The 25,046-nt window shown below is 77.4% G+C and carries 25 protein-coding genes; 15 read left to right on the top strand and 10 right to left on the bottom strand.

Annotated features, from left to right (window positions below; genetic code table 11):
• Positions 1–58 precede the first annotated feature (58 nt).
• Positions 59–700, bottom strand: coding sequence for an FMN-dependent NADH-azoreductase (locus EDC03_RS09740; RefSeq protein ID WP_123380004.1), 642 nt, complete (start codon positions 698–700; stop codon positions 59–61).
• Positions 701–799: 99 nt separating this feature from the next.
• Here EDC03_RS09740 and EDC03_RS09735 point away from each other — a divergent pair, with 99 nt between their 5' ends.
• Positions 800–1,357: a MarR family winged helix-turn-helix transcriptional regulator gene (locus EDC03_RS09735; RefSeq protein WP_123380003.1), complete on the top strand. Its 558-nt coding sequence runs from the start codon at positions 800–802 to the stop codon at positions 1,355–1,357.
• Between the two features lie 38 nt (positions 1,358–1,395).
• Here the strand turns inward: EDC03_RS09735 and EDC03_RS09730 are convergent, their stop codons facing one another.
• The 3 genes from EDC03_RS09730 to EDC03_RS09720 all read right to left on the bottom strand — a co-directional run bounded on the left by EDC03_RS09730 (position 1,396) and on the right by EDC03_RS09720 (position 4,489).
• Entirely contained in the window at positions 1,396–1,869 is a 474-nt protein-coding gene (locus EDC03_RS09730) for an ATP-binding protein (protein WP_123380002.1), read from the bottom strand.
• Between the two features lie 109 nt (positions 1,870–1,978).
• The gene (locus tag EDC03_RS09725) at positions 1,979–3,124 is read right to left on the bottom strand and encodes a DUF1963 domain-containing protein (RefSeq protein ID WP_158674258.1); all 1,146 of its coding nucleotides are present in this window, start codon (positions 3,122–3,124) and stop codon (positions 1,979–1,981) included.
• A gap of 33 nt (positions 3,125–3,157) precedes the next feature.
• The gene (locus EDC03_RS09720) at positions 3,158–4,489 is read right to left on the bottom strand and encodes an MFS transporter (RefSeq protein WP_123380000.1); all 1,332 of its coding nucleotides are present in this window, start codon (positions 4,487–4,489) and stop codon (positions 3,158–3,160) included.
• A 75-nt stretch (positions 4,490–4,564) separates the two neighbouring features.
• Here EDC03_RS09720 and EDC03_RS09715 point away from each other — a divergent pair, with 75 nt between their 5' ends.
• The 4 genes from EDC03_RS09715 (at position 4,565) to EDC03_RS09700 (ending at position 10,100) form a co-directional block, all read left to right on the top strand.
• Positions 4,565–6,025, top strand: a complete 1,461-nt coding sequence (locus EDC03_RS09715; RefSeq protein WP_241967127.1) for an FAD-dependent oxidoreductase — start codon at positions 4,565–4,567, stop codon at positions 6,023–6,025.
• Positions 6,022–6,972, top strand: a complete 951-nt coding sequence (locus EDC03_RS09710) for an ATP-grasp domain-containing protein (protein WP_123379999.1) — start codon at positions 6,022–6,024, stop codon at positions 6,970–6,972. The genes EDC03_RS09715 and EDC03_RS09710 overlap by 4 nt, the downstream gene beginning before the upstream one ends.
• A gap of 154 nt (positions 6,973–7,126) precedes the next feature.
• On the top strand, positions 7,127–8,122 hold the full coding sequence (locus tag EDC03_RS09705; RefSeq protein ID WP_241967126.1) for an exopolyphosphatase: 996 nt from the start codon (positions 7,127–7,129) through the stop codon (positions 8,120–8,122).
• A gap of 88 nt (positions 8,123–8,210) precedes the next feature.
• Positions 8,211–10,100 carry a glycoside hydrolase family 13 protein gene (locus EDC03_RS09700; RefSeq protein WP_123379998.1) on the top strand — a complete coding sequence of 630 codons (1,890 nt, stop codon included), beginning with the start codon at positions 8,211–8,213 and terminating at the stop codon, positions 10,098–10,100.
• Between the two features lie 20 nt (positions 10,101–10,120).
• Here the strand turns inward: EDC03_RS09700 and EDC03_RS09695 are convergent, their stop codons facing one another.
• Together EDC03_RS09695 and EDC03_RS09690 are read right to left on the bottom strand one after the other, a co-directional pair.
• Entirely contained in the window at positions 10,121–10,558 is a 438-nt protein-coding gene (locus EDC03_RS09695) for a hypothetical protein (RefSeq protein WP_123379997.1), read from the bottom strand.
• A gap of 93 nt (positions 10,559–10,651) precedes the next feature.
• Positions 10,652–11,527: a serine hydrolase domain-containing protein gene (locus EDC03_RS09690; RefSeq protein ID WP_123379996.1), complete on the bottom strand. Its 876-nt coding sequence runs from the start codon at positions 11,525–11,527 to the stop codon at positions 10,652–10,654.
• 284 nt (positions 11,528–11,811) lie between these two features.
• Between EDC03_RS09690 and EDC03_RS09685 the strand changes: the two genes are divergently transcribed.
• Together EDC03_RS09685 and EDC03_RS09680 are read left to right on the top strand one after the other, a co-directional pair.
• Complete coding sequence (locus EDC03_RS09685) at positions 11,812–12,909, top strand: hypothetical protein (protein WP_123379995.1); 1,098 nt, start codon at positions 11,812–11,814, stop codon at positions 12,907–12,909.
• A gap of 247 nt (positions 12,910–13,156) precedes the next feature.
• Positions 13,157–13,687 carry a mycothiol transferase gene (locus EDC03_RS09680; protein WP_123380118.1) on the top strand — a complete coding sequence of 177 codons (531 nt, stop codon included), beginning with the start codon at positions 13,157–13,159 and terminating at the stop codon, positions 13,685–13,687.
• An 18-nt stretch (positions 13,688–13,705) separates the two neighbouring features.
• Here EDC03_RS09680 and EDC03_RS09675 read toward each other — a convergent pair whose 3' ends face one another.
• Positions 13,706–14,350, bottom strand: coding sequence for a trimeric intracellular cation channel family protein (locus EDC03_RS09675; protein ID WP_199720103.1), 645 nt, complete (start codon positions 14,348–14,350; stop codon positions 13,706–13,708).
• A 70-nt stretch (positions 14,351–14,420) separates the two neighbouring features.
• Here EDC03_RS09675 and EDC03_RS09670 point away from each other — a divergent pair, with 70 nt between their 5' ends.
• A complete protein-coding gene (locus tag EDC03_RS09670; protein WP_123379993.1) occupies positions 14,421–14,834 on the top strand; it encodes a hypothetical protein in 414 nt (137 codons plus the stop codon).
• A 95-nt stretch (positions 14,835–14,929) separates the two neighbouring features.
• On the opposite strand, the gene EDC03_RS09665 is transcribed toward EDC03_RS09670, so the two are convergent.
• The gene (locus tag EDC03_RS09665) at positions 14,930–15,844 is read right to left on the bottom strand and encodes a manganese catalase (protein WP_123379992.1); all 915 of its coding nucleotides are present in this window, start codon (positions 15,842–15,844) and stop codon (positions 14,930–14,932) included.
• 181 nt (positions 15,845–16,025) lie between these two features.
• Here EDC03_RS09665 and EDC03_RS09660 point away from each other — a divergent pair, with 181 nt between their 5' ends.
• Together EDC03_RS09660 and EDC03_RS09655 are read left to right on the top strand one after the other, a co-directional pair.
• Positions 16,026–16,538: a beta-class carbonic anhydrase gene (locus tag EDC03_RS09660; protein WP_241967125.1), complete on the top strand. Its 513-nt coding sequence runs from the start codon at positions 16,026–16,028 to the stop codon at positions 16,536–16,538.
• 71 nt (positions 16,539–16,609) lie between these two features.
• Positions 16,610–18,511: a PP2C family protein-serine/threonine phosphatase gene (locus EDC03_RS09655; RefSeq protein ID WP_123379990.1), complete on the top strand. Its 1,902-nt coding sequence runs from the start codon at positions 16,610–16,612 to the stop codon at positions 18,509–18,511.
• Positions 18,512–18,533: 22 nt separating this feature from the next.
• Here the strand turns inward: EDC03_RS09655 and EDC03_RS09650 are convergent, their stop codons facing one another.
• Together EDC03_RS09650 and EDC03_RS09645 are read right to left on the bottom strand one after the other, a co-directional pair.
• A complete protein-coding gene (locus EDC03_RS09650) occupies positions 18,534–19,397 on the bottom strand; it encodes an NAD(P)-dependent oxidoreductase (protein ID WP_123379989.1) in 864 nt (287 codons plus the stop codon).
• Between the two features lies 1 nt (position 19,398).
• Positions 19,399–20,559, bottom strand: a complete 1,161-nt coding sequence (locus EDC03_RS09645; RefSeq protein WP_123379988.1) for an ABC transporter ATP-binding protein — start codon at positions 20,557–20,559, stop codon at positions 19,399–19,401.
• A gap of 24 nt (positions 20,560–20,583) precedes the next feature.
• Between EDC03_RS09645 and EDC03_RS09640 the strand changes: the two genes are divergently transcribed.
• The 5 genes from EDC03_RS09640 (at position 20,584) to EDC03_RS09620 (ending at position 25,041) form a co-directional block, all read left to right on the top strand.
• On the top strand, positions 20,584–21,297 hold the full coding sequence (locus EDC03_RS09640) for an ABC transporter permease (protein WP_199720102.1): 714 nt from the start codon (positions 20,584–20,586) through the stop codon (positions 21,295–21,297).
• Complete coding sequence (locus EDC03_RS09635; protein WP_123380117.1) at positions 21,294–22,016, top strand: ABC transporter permease; 723 nt, start codon at positions 21,294–21,296, stop codon at positions 22,014–22,016. The genes EDC03_RS09640 and EDC03_RS09635 overlap by 4 nt, the downstream gene beginning before the upstream one ends.
• Positions 22,017–22,182: 166 nt before the next feature.
• Positions 22,183–23,181, top strand: a complete 999-nt coding sequence (locus EDC03_RS09630) for an ABC transporter substrate-binding protein (RefSeq protein WP_123379987.1) — start codon at positions 22,183–22,185, stop codon at positions 23,179–23,181.
• Entirely contained in the window at positions 23,178–23,834 is a 657-nt protein-coding gene (locus tag EDC03_RS17610; RefSeq protein WP_158674257.1) for a hypothetical protein, read from the top strand. Before EDC03_RS09630 ends, EDC03_RS17610 begins: the two co-directional genes overlap by 4 nt.
• A 115-nt stretch (positions 23,835–23,949) precedes the next feature.
• Positions 23,950–25,041: a hypothetical protein gene (locus EDC03_RS09620; protein ID WP_148058050.1), complete on the top strand. Its 1,092-nt coding sequence runs from the start codon at positions 23,950–23,952 to the stop codon at positions 25,039–25,041.
• Positions 25,042–25,046 lie beyond the last annotated feature (5 nt).

Raw genomic sequence — 25,046 nt, 5'->3', positions numbered from 1 at the left:
GCCCGACCGGCGCCCGACCGGCGCCCGACCGGCGCCGTGCACCGTGCGGCCCGACCGCTCAGGCGACGGGCACGACGCCCAGCGCGCGGCCGGCCTCGCGCGCGGCCGACAGGGCCTCGGCGTGCATGACGCCGGCCTGCTCCGTGAAGGCGTCGAGTGCCGGGTTGACGCCGACGAGGGTGAGCTCGCGCTCCACGACGGTGAGGTCCGCCCCCCACACGTCGGCGAGGACCCGCCGCAGGTAGGCGGTGGAGTGGTCCCACCCCTCGCGCGGGGTGCCGGCGCCGTAGCTGCCGCCGCGGACCGTGGCCAGGACGGCGGGCGTCCCCTCGAGAAGACGCGCGCCAGGGCTGCTGCCGGCGACGACCAGGTCCACCCAGGCCTTGAGGTGCTGGGAGACGCCGTAGTTGTACAGCGGCACGGCGAGCAGAACGGCGTCGGCGGCGCGCAGCTCGTCCACCAGGTCGGCGGCCAGCGCGAGCGCCCCGCGCTGCTCGGGCGTGCGCGCGTCCTCCGGCGTCATGGTGCCGGCGACGGCCTCGCCCCACGCCGTGGCCGGGAGGGGCTCGGTCCCCACGTGACGGCGCACGACGGCGTCCCCGGGGTGGGTCGTCACCCACTCGGACTCGACGGCGTCGGCCAGCTCGCGGCTGGCGGAGCCGTCGACACGGATGCTGGCGTCCAGGCGGAACAGGCTCACGGGAGGTCTCCTCGCTCGATGACTTCAGGGTTGTAGTGATAGTAACACTCACTACACGCGTGAAGTCATCGTCGGCCGACCGCGGACTACCGTCGGGCCGTGGACCACGACACCGGCAGGCAGGGCGGGGACGTCGGCACCCCGGCCCCCGCGACGCCGCAGCGAGCCGGGAGCGCGGCCGGCGCGGCGGCTCCGACGGGGGGCTGGCTCACCGAGGAGCAGCAGGAGGCGTGGAAGGCCGTCTTCGGCCTGGCCTCCCTGCTCCCGGGACCGCTGGACGCCCAGCTGCAGCGCGACTCCGGCCTGAGCCTCTTCGAGTACTCCGTCCTCAGCTCCCTGTCGATGACGCCCGGCCGGAGCGCCCGGATGAGCGCGCTGGCGCGCCGGTCCAGCGGCTCGCTGACGCGGCTGTCCAACGTCGTGCGGAAGCTCGAGGGCCGCGGCCTGGTCCGCCGCTCGCCCGACCCCTCCGACGGACGCTTCACCGTGGCGGAGCTGACGCAGGACGGCTGGGACGTCGTCGAGTCCGCGGCCCCCGGGCACGTCGACGCGGTCCGCACCCACGTCCTCGCGCCGTTGCCCCCCGAGCACCTCGCCGCGCTGGTCGACGTCGCCGAGCGGCTCGGCGTGATGCCGCAGCAGGTCGACGACTGCTAGGGCCTCGAGCGCTCGTCGGGCCGGACGACGGCGCCGCCTCAGCGCGGCGTCGTCCCGTGCCCGCCCGAGCAGCCGGCGCCGGCGCGCGCGACGTGGAACCACACCGTCTTCCCCTCGGGGTGCCCGGCGCCCGTCCCGGCGACGACGCCCCAGGCGCTGGCGAGGTCGTCGACGAGGGCCATGCCGCGGCCGTGGGCGCGGGCCTCGTCGGGCGCGCGGACCACCGGGACGCCGGGCGCGGCGTCGGCGACCTCGACGTGGACGTGGCGGTGGGTCGCGCGGACGGCCATGCGGGCCGGCGGGCCGCCGTGCACGACGGCGTTGGTCACCACCTCGCTGGTGAGGAGGACGACGACGTCGCGCGCCTCCTCGTCGAGCCCCGCGAGCACCGCGCACCCGTCGACGATGCGCCGCAGGGACCGCACGTCCTCGCGGCGGCAGTCCTCGACGACCTGCGCGTCGACGTCCTCGGAGACCTCCGTCGCCCGGCAGGGGCGGCCGCTGATCGCCATGGGTCCTCCTCGCACGCCCGCCGCACCCCCGCGGAGAGCCACCGTGTGGACCGCTTCGCAGCCGCCGCGCCGGTGGATGGGGCGGGACCCGCACGAGGCCGCGGCCGGCTCAGCCGAGCCGCAGCAGGCACCACGCCCGGCCGAGCTCGCCACGGCGGATGTCCGAGGCGCGCGCCCACACCTCGACGACGCCCCCGTCGCCGAACCAGCCGGCCAGGGCCGTCCACCCCTCGACCTCGAGGACGAGGACGTGGGCGTCGCCGGGCTCCTCCAGCGGGAGCACCCGCGGGAGGACGCGGTCGGCGGCGCCGCGCCCCTCCTGCGGGTGCCCGTACAGCCGGCTCACGGGGACGTCGGTGCCCTCGAGCGAGCCGGTCCGGTGGTAGGCCCACACCTCGCGGTACTGACGCTCCGCCTCCTCCGCGCCCTCGAAGGGGCCGAGCCGGCCGAGGCCGTCGACGGCCGCGGGGAGCGAGAAGGTCGGCAGCGGGTGGACGACGGCGAGGACGTCCGTCGGGGTGCCCACGTCCTCGGGCGGCTCGACGAGGCCGGGCACCGGCTCCGGCACCCACCGGACGAGCCACGCGCCCGCCGGGCCCTCGGCCGCGTCGTCGCCGCGGCTCTCGAGGTCGTGGAAGACCTCCAGGACGCCGGTCGTGGGCAGCCGGACGGGGTCGTCGCCGTCGCCGGGGAAGCGCCAGCCGTCCTCGCGCCACCCCTCGACGTCCTCCAGGTCCACGGTGACGAGGTGGGCGAGCGGCCGTCCGTCGGCCCGGCGCGGCCAGCGGTCGAGCGGCGAGCGCGCGGGCCCGCCGAGCCACGACAGGCCGGTCAGCCCCGCGGCGTCGTGCTCCCGCAGGACCGCGGGCCAGTCCTGGCCGAACCGGTCCTGCGACGACAGCGCGAGGGCCCACCGCACCTCGTCGATCGCCGGTGCTCCCGGTGGCAGGTCCGCGAGCCACCGCCGCACCAGCTCGGGCGCGCCCTGCACGGGGATCGGGGGGTCGAAGCGCGCCTCCTCGCCGCGGCCGTCGCGGTACCAGGACGCCATGGCCCGCCACGTGCGCTCGCCGTGCCCGCCGAGCTGGGCGAGGTGCAGCTCGACCGCCGCGCCGGGGACGAGGCGGCCCGCCGTCTGCTCCGCCTCGACGAGGCCGGCGAGGCGGCGCAGGAAGTCCGGCAGGTCCTCCCCGCCGTCCCCGTCCACCTCGAGGCCGAGCTGGTCGTCCGGTCGCTCGTCAGGGTCGGGGGCCACGGCGGGCATCCTCCCGGACGTCGTCCCGCCGGGTCAGACGCCCTGACGGGCGGACGCGACGTGCCGCAGCCCCCGCGCCCACGCCGGCTGGACGAGGACGCCGAGCACCACGGCGGCGTAGACGGCCACGGCCCCGGCGCCCAGCGCGAGGGGCGGGCCGCCGACGTCGACGAGCAGCCCGGCCACGGCGGTGCCGCCGGCGCCGCCCGCGGTCGTCGCCGTCGACAGCCACGCCTGGCTCTCGCCGCGGCGGCCCTCCGGCGCCAGCCCGTCGACGAGCCCCTGCTGGAGGATGAGCCCGGGCGCGATGAAGAGCCCGGTGACGAAGAGCACCACGAGGACGAGGGGGAGCGGCACGCCGCCGTCCCGTCCGAGCAGCAGCGCGAGCACGAGCAGGCCGGTGCCGAAGCCCGTCAGCAGGACGGGCACCCGCCGCCGCTCCGTCGGCGAGCCGGGCAGCGCCCCGTAGGTGAGGCCGCCGACGACGCTGCCGCCGGCGATGGCGGCGAAGAGGACGGCGAGGCGCCCCTCGTCGCCGAGGAGCTCCCGGGCCGTGGCGACGAGCGAGGTGTCGACGAAGCCGAACGACAGCGCCATGACGAGACCGACGAGCAGGACGGCGACCACCGGGCCGGTGAGGACGCGGCCGGCCGTCGCGACCGCCGGCCGGGCCTCGACGGCCTCGGCGCGGTCGTCGTCGGCCAGCGCGTCGGCGAGGACGGCCTCCGGGCCGTCGAGCGGCGGGGCGTCCTGCGGCCGCAGGCGGGCGGGCCCCGACGCCGCGTAGGCCAGCCCGCCGGTGAGGTGCAGCGCGGCCGTCAGCAGGAGCGGGCCGCCGAGCGGCATCCGGGTCTCGGCGAGCGCGAGGACGACGGGCCCGCCGACGAAGACGAACTCGACCGCGGACGCGTCGAGCGCGTAGCCCGTGCGCCACCGGTGCCGGGGCAGGACCGCACGCCACGACATGCGCATCGCCGAGCTGATGGGCGGCGCGGTCGCGCCGGCGAGGAGGGCCAGCACGACGACGAGGGGGAAGGGGGCGTCCCGGGCGGCGGACAGGGCGAGCACCACGAGCGTCGTCGCGCTGACGACGACGGTCGGGGCGATGACCCGGCTCTGGCCGAGCCGGTCGTACCCGCGCCCCCACACCGGCGAGCCGACGCCGACGCCGACGGCGTACGCGCCGGCGACGAGACCGGCGAGCGCGTAGCGGCCGTAGACCTCCTCGACGAGCAGGATCATCCCCAGCGGCGCCATGGCGATCGGCAGCCGCGCGACGACCGCGGCGAGGAAGGGGCGGGACGCCGCCCCGGTGCCGAGGACCTCGGCGTACGCGCGCAGCCCTCCGGTCCCCGACGTGCTCACCGCGCGACCCTACGGTCCGCCGGCGACCACCCGTGCCCCTGGCGCGGCGGCCCCCGCGCGGGGCACGATCACCGGGTGAGCCGCGACGACGCGCCTCCCGCCGCGGCGGGCGGCCCCTCGGTCCCGCCCCCCGCCGACCGAGGCCCCGGACGGCTGCGCGTGGCCGTCGTCGGCAGCGGCCCGGCGGGCGTCCACACGGCAGGTGCGCTCGTGGCGGCGGGCGAGGACGTCCGCGTCGACGTCCTCGAGCGCCTGCCGGTGCCCTTCGGCCTCGTCCGCTACGGGGTCTCGCCCGACCACGCCGACATGAAGGCCGTGACGTCGACCCTCGTCGAGGTCCTCGACCACCCCCGCGTGCGCCTCGTCGCGGGCGTCGAGGTGGGCCGCGACGTCTCGCTCGACGAGCTGCGCGCCGCCTACGACGCCGTCGTGCTCGCCACCGGCGCCAGCACGGACGCGCCGCTCGACCTGCCGGGGGCGGACCTGCCCGGCTCGTGGGGCGCGAGCGAGGTCGTCGCCTGGTACCAGGGGCACCCCGACGCCCCGCGCACGTGGGACCTGTCGGCCCGCGAGGTCGCGGTGCTCGGCGTCGGCAACGTGGCCCTCGACGTCGCCCGGGTCCTCGCGCGGCCCGCCGAGGACCTCCTCGCCACCGAGGTGCCCGTCGCCGTCCACGCGGGGCTCGCGGCGTCGGCGCTGACCGACGTCCACGTCGTCGGCCGCCGCGGCCCCGAGCACGCGCGCTTCTCGCCGCTCGAGCTGCGCGAGCTCGGCTCCGTGCCGGGCGTGGACGTCGTCGTCGACCCGGCGGACCTCGTGCTGACGCCGGACGGCGTGGAGCACCTCGAGCACGACCGGCGGGCCCGCCAGGTCGTCGCCACCCTCGAGGAGCTGGCCGCCCGCGGCGTCACCGGGGCGCCCCGGCGGGTGCACCTGCACTTCTCGCGCGTGCCCGTGGAGGTGCTCGGCCGCGACGTCGGCCGCGTCACCGGCCTGCGGACGCGCCGCGCGCACGTCGGGGCGGCGGGCGTCACCGAGGACCTCCCCGTCCAGGCCGTCTACCGCGCCGTCGGGTACCGCAGCCGGCCCGTGCCGGGCGCGCCGTTCGACGAGGCGCGCGGCGTCGTCCCCGACGACGGCGGGCGCGTCCTCACCGCCGACGGCGAGCGGGTGCCGGGCCTCTACGTCACCGGGTGGCTGCGCACGGGACCCGTCGGCCTCATCGGGCACACCCGGAAGGAGGCGCGCGCGACGGTCGCGAGCCTCCTCGCCGACCTGGCGGCCGAGCCGGCCGCGGCCGCCCCGTCCGGCGACCCGCTCGACCTCGTCGCACGGCTGCGCGAGGGCGGGCTGCACGTCGTCGACCTCGACGGCTGGCGCGCGGTCGACGCCGCCGAGCTCGCGGCCGGGGCGGCGGCGGGGCGGCCCCGGGTGAAGATCGTCGAGGTGGCCGAGATGCTCGCCGCCGCCGGCGGTCCCGGCCGGGGCGCGCCGGCGGGAAGCAGCGGGGGCCCCGGGGCGCTCACGCAGGGGTGACCGTCTACGCGCTGCACGAGAACCCGGAGTGGTGGCCCCCCTTCGAGGCCGCGTTCGCGGCGGAGGGCGTCCCCGTCGAGCAGTGGCTGCTCACGGGCGACACCGGCGACGCGGGCCTCGACCTCGACGCCGAGCCGCCCGAGGGCGTCTTCTGGTCGCGGATGAGCGCGTCGGCGCACACCCGGGGCCACGTCCTCGCGAAGGAGCAGACCCGCGCCGTGCTGTCGTGGCTCGAGGGGCACGGGCGCACCGTCGTCAACGGCCGCTCCGTGCTGGAGCTGGAGATGAGCAAGGTCGCCCAGCACGCCGCGCTGCGGGCCGCCGGGGTCGACGTCCCCCGCACCACCGCCGTCGTCGGCGAGCACCGCCTCGTCGCGGCCGCCGAGCGCTTCGTCGCCGCGGCGGGCGGCGGGCCCTTCATCACCAAGCACGACCAGGGCGGCAAGGGCCTCGGCGTCCGCCGCTTCGACGACGTCGAGGAGCTGCGCGCGGCGGTCGACGGCGGCGAGCTCGACGCGCCGGCCAACGGCATCTGGCTGCTGCAGGAGCTGCTCGTGGCCGCCGAGCCCGTCGTGACGCGCACGGAGCTCGTCGACGGCGAGCACGTCTACTCGGTCCGCGTCTCGACGGCGCAGGGCTTCGAGCTCTGCCCGGCGGACGCCTGCGCGCTGCCCGGCCAGGCGCCCCTGTTCAGCCTCCGCGAGGGCTACGAGCCGCCCCAGCTCGACGCCTACCGCCGCTTCCTCGCCGCGACGGGCACGACCGTCGCGGGCATCGAGTCGATCGAGACCGTCGACGGGCGCGTCGTCACCTACGACGTCAACACGAACACGAACTACAACCCCGACGTCGAGGCCGTCGCCCCGCGCTCGGGGCCCCGTGCCATCGCGGCCTACCTCGGCCGGCTGGCCGCCGCGGAGGCGGGACGGGGGAGCGCCGCGGCCTGACGGCGGCCCGGTGGCCCCGGCTCACCCCGCCGGGGGCCGGGCGTACGGCCGACCGGGTCACGGGCGGCGGCGGGGGCTCAGTCCCTCGCCGCGACGGCCGACCCGAGGGAGGTCTGCGGCGCGGTGCCGCAGCCGACCGGAGGAGCGCGATCCCGTGACGCAGCCCAGCCCCCAGACCACCCCGACGCGGGAGGGCGGGGCCACCGGCGGCCTCCGCCTCGTCACCCGCAGCGACTTCGACGGCCTCGTGTGCGCGGTGCTCCTGCGTCATCTGGACCTCGTCGAGGAGATCACCTTCGTCCACCCCAAGGACGTCCAGGACGGCACGGTGGAGATCACCGACCGCGACGTCCTCACGAACCTCCCGTACGACCCCCGCGCGCGCCTCGTCTTCGACCACCACGCGTCGGAGCTGGTCCGCGGCGGCGGCGAGGAGCGGGCCAACCACGTCATCGACGCCTCGGCGCCCTCGGCCGCCCGCGTCGTCTTCGACCACTTCGGCGGGGCCGAGCGCTTCCCGCTCGTGTCCGCGGACCTCATGGACGCCGTCGACCGCGCCGACTCGGCCGCGTACGACGTCGAGGAGGTCCTCGACCCGCAGGGCTGGACGCTGCTCAACGTCCTCATGGACAGCCGCACCGGCCTCGGCCGCTTCCGCGAGTTCCGCGTCTCGAACTACCGGCTGATGATGCAGCTCGTCGACGCCTGCGCCGTGCACGCCGACGTCGAGGAGATCCTCCGCCTCCCGGACGTCGCCGAGCGGGTCGAGCTCTACCGCGCCCAGTCCGCCCTCTTCGTCGAGCAGCTCCGCCGCTGCTCCACCGTCGTCGGCGACGTCGTCGTCGTCGACCTGCGCGACGAGGAGGTCATCCACGCCGGCAACCGCTTCGTCGTCTACGCGCTCTTCCCGCAGGCGCGGGTCTCGGTCCACGTCATCTGGGGCCGTGCGCGCCTCAACACCGTGCTCGCGGTGGGCAAGTCGATCGTCGACCGCACGTCGCCGGCCGACGTCGGCGCCGTCTGCCTCGCCCACGGCGGCGGGGGCCACCGCGCCGCCGGCACCTGCCAGGTCCCGCACGAGGACAGCGAGCGCGTCCTCGCCGAGGTCGTCGACGCCGTCCGCGGCGACCGCGTCCCCGCGGGCGTCTGACCCGTCCCCGGGCACGTCTCCGGGCCCGCTCCCGCGCGGGCGGGCCCGGAGACGTGCGCCGGGCCCGCGCGCTCGCCAGGATCGGCCCATGACGTCCGCCGAGACCGAGCAGACCCCGCCGCCCACCGGCCCCGCGCCCCGCGTCGTCACCCCGCCGGACGGCGCCGGGCCCGGCGGCCCCGGCGAGCCGGTGCCGTGGTGGGCCGACGCCGTCGTCTACCAGGTGTACCCGCGCTCCTTCGCCGACTCCGACGGCGACGGGATCGGCGACATCCCCGGGATCACCGCACGCCTGGACCACCTCGCCGACCTCGGCGTCGACGTCGTCTGGCTGTCGCCCGTCTACGCCTCCCCGCAGGACGACAACGGCTACGACATCAGCGACTACCAGGCCGTCCACCCGGCCTTCGGCACGCTCGAGGACCTCGACGCCCTCACCGATGGCCTCCACGCCCGCGGCATGCGGCTCGTCATGGACCTCGTCGTCAACCACACGAGCGACGAGCACGCGTGGTTCGTCGACGCGAAGAGCTCGCCGACGAGCGACAGGCGCGACTGGTACTGGTGGCGCGGTCCGCGCGAGGGCATGGCCGCCGGGGCACCGGGCGCCGAGCCGACCAACTGGCGCTCGCACTTCTCCGGGCCGGCCTGGACGCTCGACGAGGCGAGCGGCGAGTACTACCTGCACCTCTTCTCGCGGAAGCAGCCCGACCTCAACTGGGAGAACCCCGAGGTCCGTGCGGCCGTCCACCAGATGATGCGGTGGTGGCTCGACCGGGGGGTCGACGGCTTCCGCATGGACGTCATCAACATGGTCAGCAAGCACGTCGGCCCCGACGGGCAGCTGGCCGACGGCCGCGACACCGACCCGCGCACGGGGCTGGCCGGCGGCGGCGAGCAGTACCTCTGCGGCCCGCGCATCCACGAGTACCTCGCGGAGATGCACGCCGAGGTCTTCGCCGGGCGGCCCGAGAAGACCCTCACGGTGGGCGAGATGCCGGGCGTCACCGTGGCCGACGCCCAGCGGTTCACCGACCCGGCGAGCCGCGAGGTCGACATGGTCTTCCAGTTCGAGCACGTCGACCTCGACCACGACGGCAGCAAGTGGCACCCCGTGCCGCTGGACCTGCGCGGGCTCAAGGCGTCCTTCGGCCGCTGGCAGGCCGGCCTTGCCGAGCGCGGCTGGAACAGCCTGTACTGGAACAACCACGACCAGCCGCGCATCGTGTCGCGCTGGGGCGACGACTCCCCGGAGCACCGTGCGGCGTCGGCCCGGTGCCTCGCGACGTTGCTGCACCTGCACCGGGGGACGCCGTACGTCTACCAGGGCGAGGAGATCGGGATGGCGAACTTCCCGTGGTCCTCCGCCGACGAGTTCCGCGACATCGAGAGCGTCAACCACCTCGCCGAGGAGGTCGCCCACGGCGGGGACCCGGCGGAGGTCCTGCCCCGGGTCGCCGTCTCCAGCCGGGACAACGCGCGGACCCCGGTCCAGTGGGACGCGTCGCCGTCGGCGGGCTTCACGACGGGGGAGCCGTGGCTCGCCGTCAACCCCGACCACGCCGACGGCTGGAACGTCGCGGCGCAGGCGGACGACCCGACGTCGGTCCTCGCCCACCACCGCCGCCTCATCGCGCTGCGGCACACGTGGCCCGTCGTCGCGCTCGGCGACTTCACGATGCTGCTGCCCGAGCACGAGCGGGTGTACGCCTTCGCGCGGCGGCTGGAGGGGACGGACGCCGAGGGGGCGCCGGCCGTCGACGAGCTGCTCGTCGTCTGCAACGTCGGGGGCTCGGCCGTGGACCTCACCGACCTCCTGCCGGAGGCCGTCGCCGACCCCGACGGCTGGGCCGTCGAGCTGGTGCTCGGCTCGACGCCGGAGCGGGACCCGGCCGACGTCGTCGCCGACCCCGTCCTCGCGCCGTGGGAGGCGCGGGTGCTGCGCCGCGCGGAGGGCGCGGAGCCGCTCGGGGGCTGACCCGTCTCCGGGCCGCCGGGTCAGCCGGCGGCCCGGCGCACGAGCTCGCGCAGCCGCGCCTCGACCTCGTCGGTCACCTCGAGGACGGCGAAGGACGTCGCCCACATCGGCCCGTCGTCCAGCCGGGCCGACTGCTGGAAGCCGACCGTCCCGTAGCGCGTGCCGAACTTCGAGGCCGGCTGGTAGAAGACGACGACCTCGCCGTCGCGCGCGTACGACGGGAAGCCGTACCAGGTCTTGGGGTCGAGCTGGGGGGCCTCCTCGGCGACGAGGACGTGCAGCCGGGCGGCGACCTCGCGGTCGACGCCCTCGAGCGCCTCCACCGCCGCGGCGCAGGCCTCGAGCTCCTTCGCCAGGCGCGCCGCCCCCTTGAGGCCCTTGGTGGAGCGCAGCTCCGCGGCGCGCTGCGCCACCGCCGCCCGCTCGTCGTCGCTGAAGCCGCCCTGCTGCTCGCCCACCGGTGGTCCTCCTCGTGCCGTCGTCGTCGCGCCGATCGTGGCCCGGCCCGGGGCGGGCGTCCAGGGACGGCCCGGCACCGTCCGCCGGGCGGCTCACCGGGGGGCCGTGGCCTCCAGCGCCTCGACGACGCGGACGGCCATCCGGTCCGCGCCGGCGTGGTCGTCGGCGGTCACGGTGACGACGGCGTCGTCGAGGAGCAGCAGCATCTGCCCGTACGCGCCGTGCAGCCGCCACGCGCGGCCGGGGCCGCCCCACCCGGCGAGCGCGTACCGCGTGTAGCCCGGCCCGGCGTCGCGCTCCGTCCAGCCCGTGTGCATCGCCCGGACCCACCGCGGGTCGACGAGCTGCCGGCCCTCCCACGCGCCCTCGTCGCGGACGAGGTGACCGAGCCTCGCGAGCTCGCCCAGCGACAGGTGCAGGCCCTCGCCCGCCGCGACGAAGCCGAGCGGGCAGCGGTCCCACACCGCGTCCTCAGCGCCCAGCGGCGCGAGGAGGCGTGGCCCCAGCCACGCGGGGACGTCGCCGACGACGGCCGCGAGCACCCGCGCCGCCGTGTAGGTGCCGGCGTTGGAGTACTGGAAGACCCGTCCGCGCGAGGGGCGGCCCAGGTACTCGGCGGCGAGGTCGGGCCAGTCCGTGAGGAGCGTCGGGGACCACGGCAGGTCGATCCCGCTCGTCATCGCGAGCAGGTGCCGCGTCGTCACGCCGGCGACGCCGTCGCCCGGCCGGGGGTGGGGGAGGTGCTCGAGGACGGGGGCGTCGACGTCGAGGAGGCCTTCGTCCGCGGCGATCCCGACGGCGAGGACGCACACGGCCTTGGCGACGGAGTGGACGTCGCGGCGGACGTCCTCGGCCCAGAGGTGCTGCGCCGTCGCGTCGCCCGTGCGGACGTGGAGGCCGAGGGCGCCGAAGCCGTCCTCCGCGACGGCGTCGACGAGGCGGTCGAGGACGGCCTGCGCACGGTGCACGGCGCCAGTGTGGTGCTTCGCGGCGGCCCGCCCGCCCGTCCTCGCGCCCCGTCCCGCCCTCCTCCGTTGCGCCCCCTCACCGCGACGTGTGGCCATGACGGCGTCCGCAGGCGGCCCGCCGGCGCCTCATGGCCACACGTCGCGAGAGGTGGACGGGACGCGGGTCCGAGGGGCGAGGCGGAGACGGACCTCGGCGGAGTCGGTGCGCACGGGCGCGCGAGGGGCGACAGTGGTGCCCTGCCGCCGGCGCCGACGCCGGCGGCCCCCGCCCGAGGAGGTGCGGAGTGGCCGGAGCGTCCGACGGCGCGCACCTGCCGTCCGACGACGACGAGGTGGACGACCCCTGGGGCGTCGCCTCGGTCGTCCACCTGCGCGCCGGCGGCACGAGCCTGCTCCTCGACGCCGCGGGGACCGGTCTGCCCGGCGTCCTGCACTGGGGCGGGGACCTCGGCGAGCTGTCCGTCGACGAGGTCGACGCGCTCGCGGCGGCCCTGGCCCCCGCCCGACGCGCGGGCGGCCGTCCCGGGGCGCGGCGGGCGCCGGCGGCGGTGCCGCTGGGGACGCCGCTGCTCGCCCCGGCACCGTTCGGGACGCCGGGACCGGGCCTCGTGGCCGTGACGGCCGTCCCCGGGGCACCGACGACCACGTCGCCCGCCCCGACCGCGACCGTCCGGGGCGACGGCCGGGACGGCGACGTCGCGGCGGCCGACGTCCCGGGGGACGCCCCGCCGAGGGCCGTCCCGGCGTCGCGGCCGCCGGCCCGGCCGGCGCCGCCCGCCACGCTCCGGCGGACCCGCCTGACCCTCGGCGTCACCCGCGGCGACCACCAGCGGCTGACGGCGCGGGCCGCGGACCCGGCGTGCGGGCTCGAGGTGGAGGTGGTCCTCGACCTGTCGCCGACCGGCGTCCTGCGGCTCCGCGCGCTCGCCGCGACGGCGGCCGACGCGCCCGTGCTCGTCGGCGGCCTGCACCTCGCGCTGCCCGTGCCGCCCGCCGGCGAGCAGGAGCTCCTCGACGTCGGTGGTCGCCTCCGGCACGCCTCGACCCGGCGGACGCCACCGCTGCCCCCGCCGGACGGGGTGGTGCGCCCCAGCGAGATGCTCGGCGCGGTCGTCCTCGCCACGGCCCGCCGCGAGCCCGAGGAGCTGTGGGCGCTGACGGCGTCGACGGCCTCCCGCCGCTCCTCCGCGCGCCGGGCGGACGACCCCCTCGTCCGCGCCGTCGCCCTGCCGGGCGGGGCGCACCTGCTCGTCGGCGGCGAGGACGTCCCGCCCCCCGACGGCGCCGCGACCTGGACGACGCCGGTCCTCCTCGCCGCCCACGGCCCCTCGTGGGAGGACGTGCGCGCCCGGCTCTCCCGCGCCTCGCGCGAGGACGGCTGACGGCCCGGACCGCGAGCAGGCGCCTGCTCGTCGCCGGGGGCTTCTCCCGGGCGCGAGTAGGCGCCTGTTCGCCGCCCAGACACCCCGTGAACCCGAGCAGGCGCCTGTTCGTCATCGGGGAGGCCTCGTAGGCGCGAACAGGCGCCTGTTCGTCACCGGCGTCGCCCGGTGGGCGCGACCGGGCCCCCGTCGCGCGCCGGACGGCAGCGACGGGCGGGGGCCCCGCGACGTGCCTACCGTGGCGGGCATGGACGTCGCGACGCTGCTCCAGGAGGTCCTCGGCCGGGCGCGGGAGCTCGCGCCCGGGGTGGTCGAGGGCCTGTCCGTCGAGGAGCTGGCGACGCCGCCGGCCGAGGGGGCCAACACGATCGCCTGGCTCGTCTGGCACCAGGCCCGGGTCATGGACGACCACCTCGCCGACGCGGCGGGACGGCGCCAGGTCTGGCACGAGGCGGGCGAGGGACCCGCGGGCTCCTGGCGCGAGGCCTTCGCGCTCGACCTCCCCGCCGGCGACACGGGCTACGGCCACGACGCGGACGACGTCGCGCGGGTGCGGGCGTCCGCGGACCTGCTGGCGGGCTACGCCGACGCCGTCGGGGCGCGCGCCCACGAGGTCGTCGGCGCCCTCGACGCCGAGGCGCTGGACCGGGTCGTCGACGAGGGTTGGGACCCGCCCGTCACGTACGGCGTCCGCCTCGCCAGCGTGGCCTCGGACTGCCTGCAGCACCTCGGCCAGGCCGCCTACGTCCGCGGCCTCCTGGACCGCCGCGACGGCTGAGGGCCCGGCGCCCGCGGCTCAGGCGTCGGGCGCCCCGCCCGTCCTCGCGCGCCCCGGGACCGGCAGGCGCCACCGCAGGCGCAGCGCCCCGAGCCGGAGGACGACGACGAGCAGCGTCGCGGCGACGGCGGTAACGGGCCCGAAGACCTCGAGCCGGTAGGTGACCGTCACGAGCAGGCAGCCCACCAGCGCGGCGACGGCGTAGAACTGCCCGTCGGACAGCACGAGCGGGACCTGCACGAGCAGCACGTCCCGGATGACGCCGCCCCCCACGCCGGTGAGCACGCCCAGCAGGCACGACGACGGCGCGGACAGGCCGGCGGCCAGCGCCGTCGCCGTGCCGGACACGGCGAAGAGGCCCAGGCCGAAGGCGTCGGCGACGACGACGGACCGGCGCAGCCGCTGGAGCCGCTGGTGCAGGGCCCACACCAGCGCCGCCGCGGCGAGGGGGACGGCGAGGTAGCGCCAGTCCTGCAGGGCCGACGGCGGCTGGACGCCGATGAGGGTGTCGCGCACGAGCCCGCCGCCCACCGACGAGACCGTGGCGACGACGACGAGGCCGAGGACGTCGAGGTGGCGCCGTACCGCCGCGAGCGCCCCCGCCAGGGCGAAGACGAAGACGCCCGAGAGGTCGAGCGCCAGCGCGAGGGTGGCTGCGGTCACCGGGCGACGGTAGGGGAGCGCCCGCCCGTGCCGCGGTGCGGGCGCCGGGGCCCCGTGGCACTGTCGCGGCATGCGTACCGCCGCCCGAGCCCCGCTCGCCACCGCCCTCGTCGCGCCCCTCCTCCTCCTCGCCGCGTGCAGCGGGTCGCAGGAGACGGGCACCGAGATCGACCCCTCGGTGCAGAGCGAGGCGCCGACGTACGAGGTGGTCTCCGAGGAGCCGGGCGACGACGGCGAGACGGACGTGACCGTCTCCGTCGGGGAGGTCCCGACCGAGGAGGCGCTGCGCGGCATCGCGACCGAGCTCCGCGAGGAGCGCGGCGACGGCGTCTACGACCTCGAGGTCGTCTGCGACGAGGGCGGCGAGGACATCGCCGAGCTCCGTTGGGCCACCGGCGACGCGGCGCTCGCCGAGAGCGGGCTCGAGGAGGGGCAGGTCGAGGCGGACGTCGACACCGACGCCACCTGCGGCGCCGACGGCTGACCACCCGGCCCCCGGGCCGACGCACGACGAGGGGCGCCCGCCGACCGGCGGGCGCCCCTCGTCGTGCCTGCGTCCGGGAGTCCCGGACGGCGGGGTCAGTCGAGCGCGTCCTTCACCTTGTCGACGAGCCCCTGGCCGGCCTTCTTGAGGCCGCCGCCGGGCGTGCCCGGTGCGCCGGGGCCCTGCGACCCGTCGTAGGTGGCGTGGAGGAGAGGGTCGGGCGCCGGCAGGACGCCCGTGTCGTCGGTGAGCGGCGGCGCGTCGGGGACGAACTCGATCTGCCCGTCGCCGACGAGCGTGGGCCCCTGGGCCCAGCGCCCCTCGCCCGCGGTGCTGCCGGGGTTGGGGGAGTAGAACGCCTTGTTCCAGCGCTGGTCCTCCTCCTCCGCGTTCGAGGTCTCGATGACGTCCGAGTAGCCGTCCGCGACGAGCTGCTCGATGCCGAGCAACCACTGCTGCTGGTGCCACGTGTCGCGGGCCAGGTTGAACTTGAGCATCGCCCTGACGCCCGGGTCGTCCGTCATGCCGTAGAGGCGGGAGGTCTGCAGGCGGCCCTGCGCCTCGGCGGTGACGTTGGCGCGGAAGTCGGCGAGGAGGTTCCCGCTGGCGACGATGTAGCTCGCGTTCCACGGCACGCCCATGCTGTTGGTCGGCATGGCGCCGCCGCCGGCGACGATGGCGTGCTGGGGGTTCTGGCCGCCGAGGACGGCGGCGAGGACGGGGTTGGCGGCCGCGGCCGACGCGGTGGTCTCCGCGGGCGCGCCCTCGAGGAGACGGGCGAGCATCGTCGTCAGCATCTCGACGTGCGCGATCTCCTCCGTGCCGATGTCCATGATCATGTCCTTGTACTTCCCCGGCATACGGCAGCTGAAGCCCTGCCAGAGGTACTGCATCATCACGGTCATCTCGCCGTACTGACCGCCCAGGATCTCCTGGAACTTGGCGGCGTAGAGGGCGTCCGGCTTCTCCGGCTTGGCCTCGAACTGCAGCTCCCTGACATGGCGGAACATCGCGACTCCTGCGTGGCGTCCGTGGGCCCCCCGCTGCTGGATGCCCGTCCCCACCCTCGCCCGCCCCGCGCGGGCGCGCACCCGGGACGCGGACCGTGCGCCGGCACCCGTCCGGCCGCCGGCGGCGTCCACGTGGCGGGTCGGTGCCCCGCGCGGGCGCCCCGTCTGGTGCGATGCGGCCGTGACCGCTTTCGACGACCTGCTGGCCGCCAACGAGGTGCACGCGCGGACGTACGCCGACGGAGGGCTCACCGGGCGCGCCGCCCGGGGCCTCGGCCTCGTCATGTGCATGGACTCGCGCATCGAGCCGCTGCGGATGCTGGGGCTCGAGCCCGGCGACGCGAAGATCCTCCGCAACGCCGGCGCCCGCGTCACCGGCGACGTCCTGCGCACGCTCGTCCTCGCCGTGCATCTGCTGGAGGTGACGCGCGTCCTCGTCGTCGCGCACACCGACTGCCGGATGGCGAAGAACACCGACGAGGACGTGCACCGCGTCATGGCCGGGCGGGGCCTGGACACGCGCAGCCTCCACTTCCGCACCGTGCCCGACCAGCGCGAGGGCCTGCGGCACGACGTCCAGCGCGTCCGCAGCTCGCCCTACCTGCCGGACGACCTCCCCGTCGCGGGGGCGCTCTACGACCTGGCCACCGGCCGGCTCGAGGTCGTCGTCGGCGAGGACGAGCCCACCGCCTGACCACGGACGCCGTCCGCCCGCACGCGGGCGGGCGGGCGGTGGGCGGGCGCGGGAGGAGCGGGTCGGGGACGATGCGGGGAGCGAGAGCCGAGGAGGTCGAGGTGGCCGTGCCGGGGGCCGAAGCAGCGCCGGGAGCCCCGGGCGAGGGCACCTGGGGCCTCCTCGACACGTCCGCGGCCCTGGCGACCGCGCGCTCGCGGCCCGACGTCGTCCGCCTGCTCCTCGTCGCCGGCCGCCGGCTCGCCGGGGCGTCCGCCGCCGGAGTCGTCCTGCTCCCCGAGCCACGCCCCGACAGCACCGCGGCGCCCGGTGCGGGAGCGCTGCGCTGGACGGACGCGGCACCGGCCGGCCCCGGGACGCCGGTCGACGACGCCGACCGCCTGCCCGAGGTCGTGGCCGCCCGCACGGGGCGGGTCGTCGCGGCCGTCTCGCCGCACGGCGTGGCCCGCCGCTTCCCCGGGCTGGCCGCGGAGGGGGTCGCCGCCGCGGCCGCCATGCCCCTGCGGTGCCACGGCACCGTCGTCGGCGCCCTCGGGCTCCGGTGGGCCGGCGCGGCCGGGCCGGAGGCGGGCCCGCTCCTCGAGGCGCTGGCCAGCATGGCGGGCCAGGCGCTCGACCGGCTCGCCGCCGAGGCCGAGCGCGCCGCCGTCCTCGCCGAGGTGCGGGGGGCCCGCGACCGCCTGGCCGTCCTCGCCGAGGTGGGCCGCGTGCTCGCGCCCACCGCGCCGGCGCGCCCCACCGCGGACGTCACCGAGGAGGAGGGCGCCGAGTGGGCCGAGCGGGCCGTCGGCGCGCTCGCCGGCGCCGTCGTCCCCACGCTGGCGGACTGGTCGGTCCTCCTGCTCGTCGACGAGGCGGGCCGCTGGCGCCCCAGCGGCGCGGCCCACCGCGACGCCGGGCGGACGGCCGAGGTCGTCGCCCTGGCGCGCCTGCTCGGCTCGGGGCCGGCCCCGGGACCCCGGGTCGGGGAGTCGCTCGCCGCGCTGCGGGCCAACGTCACCGACCAGGTGACCGACGCCGAGATCGACGCGACGCTGCCCGACCCGCGCACGGCCGCGGCCTTCCGCGCGCTGCACCCCGGGGCGGGGATGGTGCTGCCGCTCGTCGTCCGCGGTCGGGCGGTCGGCACGCTGACGCTCGTCCGCGAGCCCGCGTCGGGCCCGTTCTCGGCGGCAGAGGTCGAGGCCGCCACGGAGGTCGCCCGCCGCGCCGGCATCGCCGTCGACGCCGCCGTGCTGTTCCGCGCGCAGAAGCGCCTCGCCGAGGGCCTCCAGCGCAGCCTCCTCACGCCGCCCCCGCGCCTGCCCGGCCTCGACGTCGCGGTGCGCTACGAGCCGGCCTCGCGCCGCGCCGAGGTGGGGGGCGACTGGTACGACGTCCTCGTCCAGCCCAGCGGCTCGCCGCTCGTCGTCATCGGCGACGTCATGGGCCACGACGTCGAGGCGGCCGCGGGGATGGGCCAGCTGCGCGGGCTCCTGCGCGGCATCGCCTACACGACGGACGAGCCGCCGGACGAGGTGCTGCGCCGCACCGACGAGGCGATGCACGGCCTCGGGCTCGGGACGACGGCCACCGCCGTCGTCGCCCGGCTCGACGAGCTGCCGGGCGGCGGCCGGCGCCTCGTCTGGTCGAACGCCGGCCACCCGCCGCCCGTGGTCCTCGGGGCCGACGGGACCGCGCGCATCGCCTCCGGCGACCACGACCTGCTGCTGGGCGTCGACCACGGCAGCGAGCGGACCCCGCAGAGCCTCCGGCTCGTCCGCGGCGACGTCCTCGTCCTCGCCACGGACGGGCTCGTCGAGCGGCGGGACCAGGACGTCGACACCGGCATGGCCCGTCTCGTGCAGGTGCTCTCGGAGCAGCCGCCGGAGGTCCGGCGCTCCGCGCAGCGGCTGTGCGACGCCGTGCTCGAGGGCTGCGCCCCCGCCGTGCGGGAGGACGACGTCGCGCTCGTCGCGGTGCGCGTGCGCTGAGCCGGGGGCGCGCGGCGTCGGGTCAGCCGGGCGGGAGCTCGGCCAGGACGGCGACGTCCTCGCGACCGCGCCCGGCCGGCCCGGCCTGCCGCAGCCGCGCGCGGACGGCCTCGAGCGAGCCGGGCAGCGTGCCGTCGCCCGCGGCGAGGTCGAGGTCCTTGAGCGCCAGCTCGGCGGGGAAGCCCGCCGGGTAGCGCCCCTCGGCCATCATCGCGGCCTTGCCGAGGGCGTAGGGCATGCCGAGCGGTCCGCCGTCGAGGACCTCGCGCAGGGCGCCGGGCTCGACGCCGAGCTGCTCGGCCAGGGCCAGGGAGTCGGCCATCGCCGCGGTGGCGGCCGTCATCCACGCGTTGACGACGACCTTGAGGGCGCTGCCCTCCACCCGCTCGCCGACGTGCAGCACGCGGGAGCCCAGGTCGTCGAGCACCGGCCGGGCGCGGTCCAGCACGGCGGCGTCCCCGGCGACGAGCCACGTCAGCGCCCCCTGCCGGGCCGGCGCGGTGCTGCCGGACACCGGCGCGTCGAGGTCGGCGACCCCCGCCTCCGCCGCCAGGGCCCGCAGGTGCCCCGCCGCGACGGGACCGACGGTGCTCGCCTGCACCCACACGGCGTCGCCGAGGGAGGGGAGGACCGCGCGGGCCACCTCGAGGACGGCGTCGCCGTCGCGCAGGACGGTGAGGACGACCTCGGCCCCCGCCACGGCGTCCTCGGCCCGCTCGACGGCGGTGACGCCGTCCGCACCGTCGGCGGCCTCCTGCGCGCGGGTGGCCGTGCGGTTCCACAGCCGGACGTCCGCGCCCTGCTCGCCGAGCCGTGCGGCCATCGCCGCGCCGAGGAGGCCGGCGCCGAGGACGGCGACCCGGCGGCCCGCGGACGAGCCCGCCACGTCAGACCGCCCGCAGCAGCGGCTGCTCGACGGTGGCGTCCACCCCGCCGTCGCCGGGGACGGTCCGGCGCAGGGCCGCGTAGACGGCGTCGGGCGTGAGGACGCCGAGGTAGCGCTCGCCGTCGACGACGGGGAGCCACCCGGCGTCGTGGCGGACGAGCTCGGACAGCGCGCGGCGCAGGAACTCCCCGAGCGTGATCGTCTCGCCGAAGCGGCGGGCGACCTCCTCGACGAGCGCGTCGGGCGGGCACTGCTCGAGCGTGCGGGCGGCGACCCAGCCGCGCAGCGACCCCGCGTCGTCGACGACGACGGCGTACGGCTCGGGAGCGCCGGCGATGGTGCGCCGGGCGTCGGCCGCGCGGTCGGTGAGGCGCACGACGGGCGGGTGGACGAGGTCGGCCTCCTCGACCGGCTGCACGGCGAGCCGCCGCAGGCCGCGGTCGCTGCCGACGAAGTCGGCGACGAACTCGTTGGCCGGCGCGCCGAGCACGGCGGCCGGCTCGGCGTACTGCTCGAGCCTCCCGCCCTCGCTGAAGACGGCGATGCGGTCGGCGAGCCGCACGGCCTCGTCGATGTCGTGGGTGACGAGGAGGACGGTCTTGTGGAGCTCGGACTGGATGCGGCGGAACTCGCCCTGGAGCCGGTCGCGGGCGATGGGGTCGACGGCCCCGAAGGGCTCGTCCATGAGGAGGACGTCCGGGTCGGCCGCGAGCCCCCGGGCGACGCCGATGCGCTGCTGCTGGCCGCCGGACAGCTCGTGCGGGTAGCGGTCGGCGTACGTGCCGGCCGGCAGCCCCACGAGGTCGAGCATCTCGGCGACGCGCTCGCGACGGCGCTTCTTGTCCCACCCGAGGAGGCGGGGGACCGTCGCGACGTTGTCGCCGACGGTGAGGTGGGGGAAGAGGCCGACCTGCTGGATGACGTAGCCCACGCGGCGGCGCAGCTCGACCGCGCTGACCTGCGTGACGTCGTCGCCGTCGAGGACGATCCGGCCGCTCGTCGGCTCGACGAGGCGGTTGACCATGCGCAGCGTCGTCGACTTGCCGCAGCCCGAGGGGCCGACGAGGGCGACGAGCTCGCCGCGGCGGACCTCCATGTCGAGGGAGCCGACGGCGACCGTCCCGTCCGGGTACCTCTTGCCGAGCCCGTCGAGCCGGATCATCGGCGCGCCGCTAGCGTCCCCGGCGTGCCCGTCGCTGCGTCCGTCCCTCTGCTGCACTCGGGGAGCGTCGCGGACAACTGCCTGGTCCGCAACGACTGGGTCTGCCCGCTCTACCTCGAGACACGCTCCGACATCATCCTCGCGGCGCTCGGCGAGCACGTCCTGATCCTCGTGCTGAGCCTCGCCGTCGCCCTCCTCGTCGGCTTCCCGCTGGCCCTGCTGGCCCGCCGCACCGCCTGGCTCAAGACGCTCGTCCTCGGCGCCGCGACCGTCGTCTACACGATCCCGTCGCTGGCGCTGTTCGTGCTCGTCCTGCCCTACACGGGCCTGACGCTGACCACCGTGGTGCTCGCGCTGTCGCTCTACGCGCTGACGATCGTCGTGCGCGGCGTCGTCGCCGGGCTCGAGGGCGTGCCCTCGCACGTCGAGGACGCCGCCCGCGGCATGGGCTTCGGGCCGGGCCGGCTGCTGTGGCAGGTCCAGGTGCCGCTGGCGCTGCCGTCCCTCATGGCCGCGCTCCGGGTCGCGGGCGTCTCCACGGTCGCGCTGACGACGGTCGGGGCCCTCGTCGCGCACGGCGGGCTCGGCAACCTCCTCTTCCGCGGCCTCGACACCCGCTTCTTCGCCCAGGTGCTCACGGCGTCGGTGCTCACGGTGCTCCTGGCCTTCGCGGTCGACCTCCTCCTCCTGGGCGTGCAGAAGGCGCTCACCCCGTGGCGACGGGGGGCGGCGGCATGAGCTGGCTCACCGACGCCCTGTCGTTCCTCCTCGACGGCGAGAACTGGCGCGGCTCCTTCGGGCTCGGCCGCCAGGCCGTCGACCACCTCGGGCTCGCCTCCCTGTCGCTCCTGCTCGCCGTCGTCGTCGCCGTCCCGCTCGGCCTGTGGCTCGGGCACACCGGCCGCGGCGGGGCGCTCGCCATCAACATCGCCAACATCGGTCGGGCGGTCCCGACCTTCGCCGTGCTCGTGATCTTCGTGCTGGTCGGTCCGCCCCTGGGGGACAGCACGACGAGCTTCGTGCTCGCCCTGGCCCTGTTCTCGATCCCGCCCCTGCTGACGAACACCTACACGGGCATGCGGGAGGTGGACCGGGCTGCCGTCGACGCCGCCCGCGGCCTCGGCATGAGCCCGCTGCAGCAGGTCCTGCGGGTCGAGCTCCCGCTCGCGACGCCGCTGCTCATGGTCGGCGTCCGCATCGCCGCGGTGCAGGTGGTCGCCACGGCCACGGTCGTCGGCCTCGTCAGCACGACGGCCCTCGGCGCCGGCATCCGGGCCGGGGTCGCCACGCGCGACCAGCCGCAGGTCGTCGCCGGGGCCGTGCTGGTCGCGGCCGTGGCCCTCCTCGTGGAGCTGCTGCTGGGCCTCCTCCAGCGCCGGCTGGCGCGCCGCCCGTCCTCCCGCCGGGCGGTGCCGGAGGACGCGGCGCCGCAGGCCGCGGCCACGCCGGCGGGCTGACGACGGACCGGGGCGGCCCGCCCGTCACCGGACCGTGACGCGCGGGCGGCCACCCCTGCGTGCGCCGCGCGGCGCGCAGGGGGTGTACTTCCTCCCGACGCGGGCCGACCGGCCCACCGGACACGCGCGGCGCACGGCGCCGCGGGACACAGAAGGCGGGCCTGCCATGGGCGCTCCCACCACCCCCACCTCCACCACCCGTCGGCCGGCGCGCCGCCGCAGCGCGCTGCTCGGGCTGCCGCTCGCGGGCGTCCTGGCCCTCACCGCCTGCGGCGGCGGCGACGCCCTGTCCGGGGGCGGCTCGGGCGGCGACGCCTCCGAGGGCTCCGGCGGCGGCGGCGCCGTCACCGTCGGCGGCGCGACCTTCACGGAGATGGCCGTCATGGAGGCCATGTACGCGGCGCTCCTCGAGGACGCCGGCTACGACGTGACCGTGACCGCCACGGACGAGCGGGCCACCTACGCCGACGCCCTCCTGCGCGGCGAGGTCGACGTGCTCCCCGAGTACGCGGCCTCCATGGCCGACTTCCTCGCGGGCGAGCCGATCTCCACCGCGGACATCGAGGGCACGATGGCCGCCTTCGAGCCGGTCGCCGAGGAGCAGGGCCTCGTCCTCGGGGAGCCCGCCGAGGCGTCGAGCGACAACGCCTTCTACGTCACGCAGGAGTACTCCGACGCCGAGGGCGTCACGACGCTGACGCAGTTCGGCGAGGCGCAGTCCGGCCCCGTCGAGATGGCCGCCGGGCAGGAGTGCCTCGACGCCACGCAGCAGCCCTTCTGCGCCGCGATCCTCGAGAGCGCCTACGGCATCACCGTCGGCGGCGTGACGGGCGACGGCTTCGGCAGCATCACCGGCAAGCAGAAGGTCGCCGACGGCCAGGTGCCCATCGGCATCAGCGGGACGACCGACGCGACCCTCGCCGACCTCGGCCTCGTCCTCCTGGAGGACGACCAGGAGGTCCAGCCGGCCAACAACCTCGTGCCGGTCGTCAACGCGGAGTCCGCCGAGGCGGACCCGCAGCTGCTCGAGACGCTCAACCAGCTGGCGCCGGTCCTCACCACCGAGGACCTCGCCGACCTCAACGCCCAGGTCGACCAGGAGCGCCTGCTCCCCGAGGACGTCGCCCGCGACTACCTCGTGGAGAAGGGCCTGGTCGAGGGGTGACCCCGGCGCGGGGCCGGGCGGTGCGGGCGCTCCTGGGCGTGCCGCTGCTCGCCCTCGCGCTCGCGGGCTGCACCGACGAGCCGGCGCCGGAGGTCGTCGTCCCCAGCGGGACGACGACGCCGGCGCCGTCGGCGTCCGCGCCGCCCACGACGGGCGGCTCCCCGGAGCCGTCCGGGCCCGTGACGTCGGCGTCGACCACGGCGCCGCCCGCGGACGACGCCGGGGTCGAGGTCGTCGCCGAGCCGCCGGAGGACCCGGCCGCCCGGGCCGTCTTCGACGCCTACGTCGCCTTCTGGACCGAGGACGTCGCGGTGCTGGCCGACCCCGCCCGGCCCCTCGGCACGCTCGAGGCGCTGACGGCGGAGCCGCAGCGGCAGCGCACGCTCGCCTTCGTCGCGGCGCAGCGGGCGGAGGGCCTCGCCTACCGCGGCACCGTGGTGCTCGACCCGCAGGTCGCCGGCACGCCGACGGACGTCGTCGTCCTCACCGACTGCCTCGACGACTCGGGCCTCGTGGCGGTCGACGCGGACGGCGCCGCGGCCGAGGGCACGGGCGGCGCCCGCGTCGCCTACGACGCCGTGCTCACCGCCGAGGACGGGCGGTGGCAGGTGTCCGACCTCCGCGCGTCCGAAGGCGACGCCGGGTGCGGCTGACGGGCGGAGCACCCGTCCGAGGGGTCCCGCTGCCGCGGGCCCGCCGGTAGATTGCCCCACCGCGTCCCTCTCGCCCGGCCGTCACGCCCCGGCCCAGACCTCGCGGAGCCCCCTCGTGCGACGACGTCCCACCGCCTCCCGACGACGCCCGGCCGCCCTGCTGGTGGCGGCGGTCGTCACGGCGACGGCCGTCGCCTCGCCCGTGGCGGCCGCGCCGGGCGACGGCGGCGTCGCGGCGGGCCAGGCGCGGGGCGACTCCGACGGCTCCACGCTCGGCGCCGTCGCCATCTCGGTCACCCTCACCGGCAACGGCGTCGGGTCGGGGGGCCCGTCGGGCGGCGGGGGCGGCAGCGCCACGCGCACGATCTCCAAGCCCCCGGCCTGCTACTGGGACGGCCCGCTCTACGACGGCGAGTCCTTCCTCGGCTCCTACGGGCCCGGCACGCGCGGCTCGCTCAACAACGAGGTCGTCCCCACGGACATCGTCGAGCAGCTCTCGACCGAGGCCGGCGGCTGGTACGTCCTGGTCGGCCAGACCGCGCAGGGGCAGGACCTGTCGGGCGCCTCGAGCGGCTCCTTCGACTACACGGCCGCCACGCGGGCGTGCAAGGACACGCTGCGGGCCGGGGCGACCGGCGGCCCCTCCTCGGAGTGGTTGTGGGTGCCGGAGGGCCAGGCGCCGCCCCCGCCGCCGCCCCCCGTCGTGACGGCCGAGGAGCTCCTCCAGATCGCGCAGGAGGCCATCACGGTCCCCGAGCCCGACGTCGAGACGAACCCCACCGCCCGCGGCTACGTCTCGCTGCCCAGCTGGCTGTGGGTCACCGACGGCGCCGACGCGGCGGACGGCTTCGTGCCGGTCGAGATCACCGCGACCGCCGGTGCCAGCTCGGCGACCGTCCGTGCCGAGCCGGACCTCTTCACCGCCCGCTCCGCGACCGGCAGCGCCTCGTGCGCCGCCGAGGCGGCCCGGACGGCGTGGGCCCCCGGGGCCGCCGACGCGGCGGGCTGCACGCTGACCCCGCAGCGCTCCAGCGCCGGGCAGCCGGGCGGCTTCGACGTCCGGACGACGACGTCGTACACGGTCTCGTGGGACGGCGTCACGGACGGGACGCCGGTGGCCGGCGGCGCCCTCACGCCGATCACCCGGACGAGCGCCCTCGCCCTCGACGTCGCCGAGGTGCAGTCGCTCGTCACCCGGGGCCGCTGACCGTC

The sequence above is a fragment of the Pseudokineococcus lusitanus genome, assembly GCF_003751265.1.
GTDB lineage: Bacteria > Actinomycetota > Actinomycetes > Actinomycetales > Quadrisphaeraceae > Pseudokineococcus > Pseudokineococcus lusitanus.
Note: the sequence above shows the minus strand (reverse complement) of the source record. Positions and strands in the feature narration are given on the sequence as shown.